Genomic DNA, 12,164 nt, shown 5'->3' on the forward strand with positions numbered 1-12,164 from the left:
AAATAAAAACCATGGGACTATTAGATTCCGTTTTAAAAGTATTCGTAGGCGATAAGTCTAAGAAAGATATAAAAGAATTACAGCCTATTGTAAACAAAATTCTCAAATTTGAGCCTCTTCTAGAGCAACTTACCATTGATGAATTAAGACACAAAACAGTAGAATTTAAAGAAAAGATTGCTGCTGCAAAGGCTGACACGCTATCTAAAATAGCATCACTTAAAGAAACTGCAGAGAACGAAGAAGACATCGATAAACGTGAAGAAATCTATAATGAAATAGATCAATTACAAGATGTAGCTTATGAGCAAACTGAAGCCGTTCTTAATGAGATCATGCCAGAGGCTTTTGCTGTAGTTAAAGAAACTGCAAAACGTTTCTTCCATAATTCTGAATTAAGAGTTGCCGCTACCGCTAGAGATCGTGAATTATCTGGTACAGTAGACTATGTTAGTCTAGATAACGACCATGCTATATGGCAAAATTCTTGGGATGCGGCTGGTAAAGCAATCACATGGGACATGATTCATTATGATGTTCAATTAATAGGTGGTGCAACTTTACACAGTGGTAAAATAGCCGAAATGCAAACTGGAGAAGGTAAAACACTTGTTGCTACCTTACCTGTTTACCTTAACGCACTTACCGGTAATGGTGTACACGTAGTTACTGTAAATGATTACCTAGCAAAACGTGATGGTGCATGGATAGGACCTCTATTTGAATTCCATGGTCTTACTATAGACTGTATCGATTATCACAAACCTAATTCCGAAGAAAGACGTCAGGCATATCTTGCAGATATTACTTATGGTACGAACAACGAGTTCGGTTTTGATTACCTGCGTGATAACATGGCACATGCTACTAAAGACCTAGTACAACGCAAGCACAACTACGCAATTATTGATGAGACCGATTCTGTTCTTATAGACGACGCTCGTACTCCATTAATTATTTCTGGACCGGTACCACAAGGTGACCGTCAAGAATATGATGTATTAAAAGCTCCTGTAGATAACATCGTTAATGTACAGAGAAAAGAACTGGTACAAACTCTTGCACAAGCTAAAAAGCTTATTGCAGACGGCGATGCAAAAGAAGGTGGTAAACAATTACTACGTGTATTCCGTGGATTACCTAAAAACAAAGCATTAATTAAATTCTTAAGTGAAGAAGGTATCAAAACGTTACTTCAAAAAACAGAGAATTTCTACATGCAAGATAACAACCGTGAAATGCCTAAAGTTGATGAGGCACTTTACTTTGTTATAGATGAAAAAAACAACCAAGTAGAACTTACCGATAAAGGTATAGAATTCTTATCTGGTGAAGACCAGCCTGACTTCTTCGTTATGCCAGAAGTAGGTATGGAAATTAACCGTATCGAGAATGCAGGCCTATCTGCAGAGGAAGAAGCTGAGAAGAAAGAAGATCTTTTCCGTGAATTCTCTGTTAAGTCAGAGCGTATTCACACCCTTAACCAATTACTTAAAGCCTATACTCTTTTTGAAAAAGATACAGAGTATATCGTACAAGGTCAGGATATCAAAATTGTAGATGAGCAAACTGGTCGTGCTATGGAAGGACGTCGTTATAGCGACGGACTGCACCAGGCTATTGAAGCAAAAGAAAATGTAAAAATTCAAGATGCTACTCAAACCTTTGCCACTATTACCTTACAGAATTACTTCCGTATGTATAGAAAGTTATCTGGTATGACTGGTACTGCGGTAACTGAAGCTGGTGAATTCTGGGAAATCTATAAACTAGATGTAGTAGAAATTCCTACTAACAGACCTATCGCACGTGATGACAGACAAGATCTTGTTTATAAAACTAAACGTGAAAAGTACGGTGCAGTTATAGAAGAAGTAACTAAACTTAAAGCAGCTGGACGTCCAGTACTTATAGGTACCACTTCTGTAGATATTTCAGAGCTTCTTAGTAGAACACTACAAAGAGCAGGAATAGATCATAACGTATTGAATGCAAAGCAGCACAAACGCGAGGCAGACATCGTTGCAGAGGCTGGTAACCCAGGACAGATAACTATTGCAACAAACATGGCCGGTCGTGGTACAGATATTAAATTATCAGACGAGGTAAAAGCAGCTGGTGGTCTTGCCATTATAGGTACAGAGCGTCATGACTCTCGTCGTGTAGACAGACAGTTACGTGGTCGTGCTGGTCGTCAGGGTGATCCAGGAAGTTCTCAATTCTATGTATCTCTAGAAGATAATTTAATGAGACTATTTGGTTCTGAGCGTATGGCAAAGACTATGGATAGATTAGGAATGAAAGAAGGTGAAGTAATTCAGCATTCTATGATTTCTAAATCTATTGAACGTGCACAATCTAAGGTAGAAGAAAATGCCTTCGGTGTTCGTAAAAGATTATTAGAGTATGATGATGTAATGAATGCGCAACGTGAAGTAATTTACAAGCGACGTCACAATGCATTATTCGGTGATCGTCTTGCGGTAGATATCGCAAACATGATTTATGATATATCAGAGAACATTACTAACGGTAATAAACAAGCTCAAGACTTTAAAAACTTTGAGTTTGAATTAATCCGTTATTTCTCAATGAGCAGCCCTATTACAGAAGAAGAATTTGCTGCCAAAGATGATAAGACGATAACAGATATTATATACTATGCAGCTTATGAACACTATAAGCAAAAAATGGAGCGTACTGCTGCAGAGGTATATCCTGTTATTAAGAACGTAATGGAAAATGACGAGCGCAACTATGAGCGCATCGCTGTTCCATTTACAGACGGTATTAAAACTCTTAATGTTGCAACTAATTTACAAGAAGCATATGATTCTGAAGGACGTTCTTTAGTAACTGACTTTGAGAAAAACATTACTCTAGCCATTATAGACGAAGCGTGGAAAACACACCTACGTAAAATGGACGAGTTAAAGCAGAGTGTACAACTAGCTGTTCACGAGCAAAAAGACCCTTTACTTATCTATAAGTTTGAAGCTTTTGAATTATTCAAAGTAATGATTGACAAAGTGAATAAGGACGTAATAGGTTTCATGTTTAAAGGTGATTTACCATCTAGAGATGCCGCAGCAATAAGCGAGGCAAGACAGAAACAAGCAGAAAAGACGAGTACGCAAAAAGAAGAAGTTCTTAATAGTGACGAGCAAGCTGCAAAAGCTAGAGCCGTAGGCGCTGGCGCTAGTCAACAGCAACAACGTCCTCAAGTAACAGAAACGATCACTCGCGACCAACCTAAAATAGGTCGTAATGATAAGGTGATTATCAAAAACGTTATGACAGGAGAAACTAAAGAAGCAAAGTACAAAGCTGCGCTACCTTTAATCAATTCTGGACAATGGGTTTTAGATAAAAAAGCATAGTTAGAATATATTTCCGCTTTCGCGAAAGCGAGAACAAAAAAATGCCTTACTGAAAAGTGAGGCATTTTTTATGTAAAGAAAACTGAAGTTATCTAACCAGTTTATTTCTTGAATAAATTATCTAAAGACCAACTGTTTAAATGTAAAAACCAAATAAGAAAAGCAAAAAATGCTGCATGGATCAATTGCGAATTTATAACCGCCCAGTTTTCTACCAAACAACTCCCAAAAATTAAAGAGATCATTACCACCATACCACCCACTGAAGCTTTTTTAGTAAATAAACCTAGTACTAATAGAATCCCTATTACAAACTCTGCAACGGTAAGTGCATACCCAAAAGGAGAAACAAGAAAATCAGGCAACATAGAGTCGGCAAATTTCTTTACCATTCCTTCACTAAATTTTGCGATTTTAGGCAACCGCACCAGCCCATGGCCCAGCATACTTACTCCTATAGTTATTCTAGTTAAAACGTAGACAAGGTTTTTATTTTCCATCATATTTAAAATTTAAACAGCAACAATACCTGTATTTAATCCTAGCTAATAAATCTTCTTGTTCTATAACATACAAGAATTAAGCTTGGTCTTATCCGACAATCTGTAAAACTGTTTTATCAATACATAAAGTTAAAACAATAATGCTTTCAAAGTTTCATCATTAACATTATGGTATGATTTTATAACAGTTCGCTCTGTCCTCACACATCCCAGAAATTTGCTCAAGCAAATTATCAGGGACTAAGGCGAGGAGCAATTAAAACTCAAAATACTTAAAAGCTCCTTTCCTTAGACAAGGAAAGGTGGGCAAAACGAGCCATTGCGAGTTTTGCTCGGAAAGGTTGAGGCGATGTTTGAAATGATTCTAAGACCTTTCTTAATACCAGCACTTTTCAACCACTCCTGATTGCATCACGGCTGGTGCCGCGAGGCCAATCTGTCCTCGCCTTTTCTAAGGCGAGGAGCCATTGAAACTCCAGATACTCAAAAGCTCCTTTCCTTAGGTAAGGAAAGGAGGGCAAAATGAGCGGTAGCGAGTTTTGGTCGGAAAGGATCGACACGATGTTTGAAATGAATCTAAGACCTTTCTTAATACCAGCACTTTTCAACCACTCCTGATTGCATCACGCTTGGTGCCGCGAGACCAATCTGTCCTCGCCTTTTCTAAGGCGAGGAGCCATTGAAACTCCAGATACTTAAAAGCACCTTTCCTTGGATAAGGAAAGGTGGGTCGCGGCATAGCCGAGAGTCGGAAAGGATCGACGGGATGTTTGAAATAATCGCGACGATTTTATTATATTCATATCATGAAGCAAAGGAAACCTATTCATGATTTACCACATCTTAAAAATCATCGTAAATCTTTGCGTAAAAACTTAACACCGGCTGAGGCATTTTTATGGACTGAATTAAAAACTCAAAAATTTCATGGTTTAAAATTTAGAAGACAACATTCTATTAAAAATTATATTATTGATTTCTATTGTGCTAAATTTAAATTGATCATCGAGTTAGATGGTAATTATCATGATGAACCTAATCAATTTCAGAAAGATGAAAAAAGAGATGCTGATTTAACCAATTTGGGTTTCACTATTTTAAGGTATGAAAATAAGTATGTCTTTGAAGAATTAGATCATGTACTATCAGATATTAAGAAGCATTGTGGTTTAAAATGAACTTAGTTAGTGATTTCCATCATTTTTCAACCACTCCTGATTGCATCACGGCTGGTGCCGCGAGACCAATCTGTCCTCGCCTTTTCTAAGGCGAGGAGCCTACTATATTCTTGACATTTAAAAGCTCCTTTCCTTGGATAAGGAAAGGTGGGTCTCGGCATAGCCGAGAGTCGGAAAGGATCAATGCGGTGTTTTAATTAAATCTTAAACTATGAAAAAGAAAAGAGCTATTTTTAAATCCTGAAACCAACTATTATGAAACCTCTTTTTAGAAATATAATAGCCGTAATAGCAGGCTGGCTTATAGGTAGTGCCATAAATATGGGCTTCATTACTTTAGGTCACAAGATTTACCCTATAGAAGGTTTAGATCCCAGCGACATGGAGGCTTTTGCACAAGTTATGCCTACTCTAGACGCTCAATATTTTACATTTCCATTTCTAGCACACGCATTAGGCACTCTGGTAGGTGCTATCATTGCAGCACTTATCGCGGCAAATCATAAAATGAAATTTGCTCTTGCTATAGGTATATTGTTCTTATTGGGTGGTATTGCCATAAACATCATGTTGCCTGGACCGCTATGGTTTACCGTGCTAGATATAGTAGTAGCTTATATTCCTATGGCTTTTATAGGTGGGAAAATCGCTTTAAGTTTTACTAAAAATTAATAACACAACTCTTATGAAGAAAAGGACGGTTCTTATCTCGCTTTCGCGAAAGCGGAATCTAAAAAACTCTTTTAAATCTGTAAAATCTAATTACTTAGATCAAGCAAATTTTTCTTTCAACTTAGAAATATTACAAGCCAATTTAGGAGTAAACTGTGACTGTGCATATTGGGTATAGAAATGATGATTTTCTAGAAAGGACAGGTTTAAATCTAACCATTCTTGATCTGTAAAATTTAAAGACATCGTGTGCTGCCACTCTGCACGTAAACTGCTGTTTAAATCCATAAAATTCACACTACCTAAATGACTTAAATCAGAATCACACATGATTTGTTCTAGGTGATTTTGAGGAGTCTGCGGTAGTTTAGTCACTTTAATTAAATTCTTTATGGTAAGAATTTTATCTTCTGGATAATCATGCTTTTTGAGAAATCTCTCGGCAAATGTGCAACTCAACTCTTCGTGACCTTCTATAGTTATCGCATTACCTGTATCATGAAAATAAGCAGCAATAATCAGTAACTCTCTAGAGGTATTATCCATTTCTTCTTGCTGTGCAATTTGAGAGCAAGCAAGAGCGACATTGCGAGTATGCAACCAGTTATGAAAAGAATAGTTTTTACAATGACTATTCTCGATAAGGTTTTTACAATACTCTTTTACTATTTCAATTAATTGATCATTCATAAAAATGTACTTTATAAATTGGCCTCGTCTAGTTATGGATAATAAGACCACAATTTTAACGGCCGTTAAAGTCATATATTATTTAAAATGGTGGATTTTATCGTAAGAATTTACGCTGTAATATTCAAGTGCCTATAAGTATTGTATAGAAATTTTAAAGTGCGTCATTTAATTTTATAACTTCACTTAAATTTGTTAATCAATCAGCCTTTAAACACCACCGACTTGTCTCAAAATTCTCATATCAATCCTAATTTAAAACGTAAGAAAGAAGCGGTAAATGTGAATCGCCTTTTTAACGACCTACATTCAGGACAGGTAAGCGCATTGAGTCGTGCGATAACTCTAGTGGAGAGCACAGCTGGTGGTGATTCCGCTTTCGCGAAAGCAATAATTAAGCAAGCTCTACCCTACTCAGGAAACTCCTTTAGATTAGGAATTACCGGTGTGCCAGGCGTGGGAAAATCTACCTTTATAGAATCGCTGGGAAGACAGCTTATAGAACATGGCAAGAAAGTAGCCGTGCTCGCCATAGATCCATCCAGTAACATCTCACGAGGCAGCATTCTAGGCGATAAAACCAGAATGGAAGAACTGGTTAAAAGCGACCAAGCCTTTATCAGACCGAGTCCAGCAGGAACCACATTAGGCGGCGTGGCACGTAAAACACGTGAGGCTATTATTTTATGTGAGGCAGCAGGATACGACTTTATCATAGTAGAAACCGTAGGTGTAGGACAAAGCGAGACCGCAGTCCACTCCATGACCGATTTCTTTTTACTCCTAAAACTGGCAGGCGCCGGCGATGATTTACAAGGTATAAAACGCGGTATCATGGAAATGGCAGATGCCATAATCATCAATAAAGCCGATGGCGATAACCAACTAGCCGCAAAACACGCCAGACGCGAATTCAAAAATGCCGTTCATTTAATGCCTAGCAAAGATCACAACTGGCCTACTCAAGTACTTACTTGTAGCGGTTTAAATGGTGTCGGAATTACAGAAGTCATAGAAGAAATCAACAACTATAAAGCACACGCAACCGATAACCAAAGCTTTACCAATAAACGCAACGCACAAGAACTCTACTGGTTCCACCAGACCATAGAAGACGCCATTAAAACCAACTTCTACAACCGACCAGAAGTGATTGCAAAACTGGCTGTTTTAGAACAAGAGGTTTTGAGTAAAGAGAAAAGTCCTTTTGATGCTGCTGGAGAATTGTTGGGGTTGTGAAAGATTAAACCTCATTAAAAGGTAATATATTTGTAAAATACTAGAATAGTTTCTAAAATTATAACATGAGCGAGAAAAAAACATATATTGATTTGTTTGCAGGATGCGGCGGACTCTCGTTAGGGTTATTCAATTCAGGATTATGGAAAGGTCATTTCGCCATTGAAAAAAGTCCAGATGCTTTTAAAACATTTAATCACAATTTAATAGAAAATAATAATCATTTCGATTGGCCTGATTGGTTACCTAAGTCAAATCATGACATCAATGAGATCATAAAGAATTATCCTTCTGAACTTAAAGAATTAAGAGGCAAAATAGATATGGTAGCAGGTGGCCCACCATGTCAAGGTTTTTCAACCGCCGGAAAAAGAAATGAAAATGACCTAAGAAATAAATTGATTAAATCTTATATCAGGTTCATAAGACAGGTACAACCTAAAGTAATCTTCTTTGAAAATGTAAAAGGATTTACGCAAAAGTTTGATAAGAATAAGATGAAAGGATTAGTTTATTCTGAATATGTAAAGAGAGCTTTGCGTTATACACCAAAAAATAAAAATTATTTTGGTTATAAAGTAGAAGGAAGACTTATAGATTTTTCTGAATATGGAGTGCCACAAAAAAGAACGCGATTTATTCTAGTAGGAATAAGAAAAGATATTGCAGAGCAAACAAGCCCAGAAGAATTCTTTGCTTCTATAAAAAAAGAAAGAGATCAATTTCTCGTTAGAAAGGGAATTGGCTTAACAAATACTCTTGAAGATGCTATTTCTGATTTACTCAGAAAAAATGAAGCTATTTCACCAGATACGGCATCGTTTAAAACTAGTTTGTATAATAAAACCAACTCAAGTTATCAGAAACTTTTAAAAGGAGATATAAACACAAGAATACCTGATAGTCATAGGTTTGCAAAACATACAGATCATACTGTTAAAAAATTAAAATACATCTTAAAGTATGCAGATAAAAACAGAACGCTATCTGATGAAATAAAAGAAAAATTTAATCTTAAAAAACGCACTATAATTCCATTATCTGGAGACTCTCCTTCTCCAACCATTACAACTTTACCAGATGACTACGTGCATTATTGTGAACCTAGAATTTTCACAGTTAGAGAATATGCGAGAATTCAATCCTTTAACGATTGGTACGAGTTTAAAGGTAAATATACCACAGGCGGAAAGAGAAGAACACAAGAAGTTCCTAGATATTCACAAATTGGAAATGCTATACCACCTTTGTTTGGAGAACAAGCTGGACATATTTTAAACTCAATTATATAATGGCTAAAGTTAGTTTTAGAACAAATATCCTCTTAAAAAGTATAATTGGAAAAGATTTAATTACAGATGATAATATCGCTGTTTTAGAGTTAGTCAAAAATTCCTTTGATGCAGGTTCAAATCAAGCAAAACTAATTTTCAGAGATTTATTAACTGGGGTATCTACAAAAGATTTTAAAAAACATAACGAGTCTAAAATTATACTTCGTGATACTGGCTCAGGAATGTCAGAATATGACCTTATCAACAAATGGTTAAACATTGCTTATTCCGAAAAAAAATCAAAAAAAGAAGAGTTTAACAGGCAGTTAGCAGGTAATAAAGGAGTTGGTAGATTTTCCTGCGATAGATTGGGTAAATCCTTGGTTATTTACACTAAGAAAAGTGGAAAACCATTATTAAAACTTTCAATAGACTGGACTGAATTTGAAAAAGTTGATGACATTGAAAAAAACATTCAGGATGTAGATTTCGAACTAGATGAAATTTCAATTGAACAATATGTCAACGAAACTAAGCTTGAAAAATTCGTTACGGGAACAACTTTGTTCATCAGTAACTTAAGAGAAGAATGGGACTTATCAAAAATTCAATCACTAAAAAGGCAGCTTGAACGTTTTATTAATCCAAATCAAAACTTTGAAGCTGAATCTTTCGATGTAGTAATTGAAGCTGATGAATTCAAAAAAGTTGAATTGGGTTTGTCAGAAAGTGAAAAGGTAAATGGTATTGTTAAAAATAGGATTTTTAACAAATTGGACTTTAAAGCAACCTACATAAAGGCGAACATTTCAAAAGATGGAAAAACTATAACTACCACATTAAGAGACCGAGGTAATGAAATATTTACTCTAACAGAGAACAACGTTTACAGCTTATTAAAAGATATTGAGATTCATATTTATTACCTCAATCCATATTCAAAAGCCTATTTCAAAAGACAAACAGGAATAAGGTCAAAAGAATTTGGTTCTATTTTTCTATTTATAAATGGTTTTAGAATTCCACCCTATGGCGATGATGGCAATGACTGGTTAGGCATGGAATTAAGAAAAGGGCAAGGGTATAATAGATTTTTAGGGACACGCGAAGTAATTGGAAGAATTGAAATAAATGGAGTTGAGTTTGATGAAGATGAGGATAATTTTTTCATTATTTCAAATCGCTCTGGCGTTGATAACAACAGACATTTCGAACAACTTACTAAAAACGATTCCCCTTACGGTCTTTATTTTAAAACTTTTAGAAGATTAGAAAGATTCGTAGTTGAAGGGATTAATTGGGATAGTGTTCCAAAAGAAATTGAAAATAAAATTGAGAGTAAAGTTCTCAATGATAAAAATTGGAATGAAGAGAAAGAAGAATATAAAGAAGATTTATTAACCAGAAATAGACGTGTAATCTCTGTTATAGAAAAAATCATTAATAGTAAAAGTGATGAAATAATTTCTTTGTCAATCAACAAAGGTTTAGTTTCTGAATTAGCTAATGAACAAGCAAAAAAGGCAAAAGCAGAAATAGACTCAATTGTAGGGCAACTGAATAATAAAGCTCTTTCGTCTGAACAGATTTCTAAACTAATAAATGAATTAAGTAGTTCTGAGAATGAGATAGAAAGTTTCCCTGGTAAAGAGAATCAAATCGAGCTTCTCAAAAAGGAATTAGGCACATTGAAATCGGAACTTCAAAAGAAGTTTGGAGAAACAAAAGAACTTGAAGACGAAACCAAGAGATTGGAAGATGAAACAATAAAACTTCAAGAAGAACTAGAATTAGAAAAAGAAAAAAACACCTACTTAAAAACATCATCTAGAACGCTTACCGAAGATGCTAAAGGTCTCGTACATAACATAAAAATTACTTCGAGAAAAATTAGTAGTAGTATAGATAATTTATATGATAAGATATTAAACAATTCTTATACTAAAAATTCCTTACTAAAATCTTTAGGTGCAATTAAGTTTCAATCTGAAAAGGCAAATAAGATTAGCAAAATTATTACACGCTCCAACTTTAAAACAGATAGAAATGCTCAAATAGCTGATGTTGTACTTTATATTAAACAGTACATTGAAATTTATTCTGATATCTACCCAAGAAACGAACTTGGGTTTCAAATTATTGAGGAGAATGCGACATTAACGAAGAAATTTAGTGTTTTAGATATGTCTGTTGTTCTTGACGACCTAATATCAAATTCTGAAAAAGCAGATGCTAGTTTAATTGAGATTGAAATGACTAATCCTTTAAAAGAAGAATTAAGAATTCTCTTTTCTGATGATGGAAATGGTGTAGCTGAAAATTTTTTGGAAAATGAAAAGTCAAAAAATAAAATCTTTGAACTAGGTATAACAACAACAAATGGCGGTTCTGGAATTGGTTTAAACTCAGTTAGAGAAGGTTTAAAATCTATGAATGGAACTATTAAATTAATTGGCAATAATATTAAACTTAAAGGTGCCTGTTTTGAAATTATAATTAAATGATAAAAAGAAGTTGTTTAATCATAGATAACGATGACCAAACTGAAGAAATTAAGCAATTGGTTAGAGATGCAAGCCATAAAGGAATTGATTTAGATTGCAGACAATTTGATGTTGGGAATACCGCATTTACTGAAGTTCTTTCTTTAGGGAAAATTGATATCGTTAAAGTAGAAAAAGAAGCAAAAAAAAGGTACAAAAATCTAGTATTCGACATTATTGCTTTTGATTATGAATTAGATGATGAGGATATTAATGGAGTAGAACTTTTACGCAATTTTAATAACAAAAGATTATTTAGGTACACACCTAAATTAGTTTACTCTGGTGTTTTAGACCAAGTTCTTAAAAATATTATTGAACCTAACTTAGGAATTCTAAAAACACCGAGCGAACCAGACAGAGCAATAATAAAACAAAAGGGATTAGGAAAAATAAAGTCATTAATTAAATATAGTGTACACGAATATTTAGATAGAGATGACAGGGATTCCATAATTTTAAAGTTTCTAAAAGATGATATTCAATCTACAGAATTAATTGTAACACAAGCCTTAAGATTATATCCTGATTTTGTTTTTGAAAATAATTTTATAGCCGAAAAATTTAATGGGATGTCTTACGCAGAAGTTGCAGACATCTTAGAGAAGGATGATATTCTTGGAGTTGAGTTTAAAAGAGAAATCATTCAGCAAGTCATTGCATATCTTACAGAAAAGATTTAAGT

Annotated in this window: 9 protein-coding genes; 7 read left to right on the forward strand and 2 right to left on the reverse strand. The window is 34.8% G+C overall.

The genetic code is table 11. From position 1 onward, the window contains the following. The first annotated feature begins 11 nt into the window (after positions 1 to 11). The gene (gene secA, locus ACJJVN_RS01160; RefSeq protein ID WP_104516767.1) at positions 12 to 3,380 is read left to right on the forward strand and encodes a preprotein translocase subunit SecA; all 3,369 of its coding nucleotides are present in this window, start codon (positions 12 to 14) and stop codon (positions 3,378 to 3,380) included. A 101-nt stretch (positions 3,381 to 3,481) separates the two neighbouring features. Here the strand turns inward: secA and ACJJVN_RS01165 are convergent, their stop codons facing one another. Next, positions 3,482 to 3,883 carry a DoxX family protein gene (locus ACJJVN_RS01165; protein WP_405376860.1) on the reverse strand — a complete coding sequence of 134 codons (402 nt, stop codon included), beginning with the start codon at positions 3,881 to 3,883 and terminating at the stop codon, positions 3,482 to 3,484. An 806-nt stretch (positions 3,884 to 4,689) separates the two neighbouring features. Between ACJJVN_RS01165 and ACJJVN_RS01170 the strand changes: the two genes are divergently transcribed. Both ACJJVN_RS01170 and ACJJVN_RS01175 read left to right on the forward strand, forming a co-directional pair. Then, on the forward strand, positions 4,690 to 5,061 hold the full coding sequence (locus tag ACJJVN_RS01170; protein ID WP_405376861.1) for an endonuclease domain-containing protein: 372 nt from the start codon (positions 4,690 to 4,692) through the stop codon (positions 5,059 to 5,061). Between the two features lie 255 nt (positions 5,062 to 5,316). Then, complete coding sequence (locus ACJJVN_RS01175) at positions 5,317 to 5,733, forward strand: hypothetical protein (RefSeq protein ID WP_405376862.1); 417 nt, start codon at positions 5,317 to 5,319, stop codon at positions 5,731 to 5,733. Between the two features lie 99 nt (positions 5,734 to 5,832). Here the strand turns inward: ACJJVN_RS01175 and ACJJVN_RS01180 are convergent, their stop codons facing one another. Next, the gene (locus tag ACJJVN_RS01180) at positions 5,833 to 6,423 is read right to left on the reverse strand and encodes an HD domain-containing protein (protein WP_405376864.1); all 591 of its coding nucleotides are present in this window, start codon (positions 6,421 to 6,423) and stop codon (positions 5,833 to 5,835) included. A gap of 225 nt (positions 6,424 to 6,648) precedes the next feature. Between ACJJVN_RS01180 and meaB the strand changes: the two genes are divergently transcribed. The 4 genes from meaB (at position 6,649) to ACJJVN_RS01200 (ending at position 12,162) form a co-directional block, all read left to right on the forward strand. Next, positions 6,649 to 7,662, forward strand: coding sequence for a methylmalonyl Co-A mutase-associated GTPase MeaB (gene meaB, locus ACJJVN_RS01185; RefSeq protein WP_405376866.1), 1,014 nt, complete (start codon positions 6,649 to 6,651; stop codon positions 7,660 to 7,662). 65 nt (positions 7,663 to 7,727) lie between these two features. After that, positions 7,728 to 8,954 carry a DNA cytosine methyltransferase gene (locus ACJJVN_RS01190; RefSeq protein WP_405376868.1) on the forward strand — a complete coding sequence of 409 codons (1,227 nt, stop codon included), beginning with the start codon at positions 7,728 to 7,730 and terminating at the stop codon, positions 8,952 to 8,954. Beyond that, positions 8,954 to 11,440 (forward strand): ATP-binding protein, encoded by a 2,487-nt coding sequence (locus tag ACJJVN_RS01195; protein ID WP_405376870.1) that lies wholly within the window; start codon positions 8,954 to 8,956, stop codon positions 11,438 to 11,440. The genes ACJJVN_RS01190 and ACJJVN_RS01195 overlap by 1 nt, the downstream gene beginning before the upstream one ends. After that, complete coding sequence (locus tag ACJJVN_RS01200) at positions 11,437 to 12,162, forward strand: hypothetical protein (protein ID WP_405376872.1); 726 nt, start codon at positions 11,437 to 11,439, stop codon at positions 12,160 to 12,162. The genes ACJJVN_RS01195 and ACJJVN_RS01200 overlap by 4 nt, the downstream gene beginning before the upstream one ends. Positions 12,163 to 12,164 lie beyond the last annotated feature (2 nt).

This window comes from Nonlabens sp. Asnod3-A02 (assembly GCF_045063755.1).
Lineage (GTDB): Bacteria > Bacteroidota > Bacteroidia > Flavobacteriales > Flavobacteriaceae > Nonlabens > Nonlabens xylanidelens.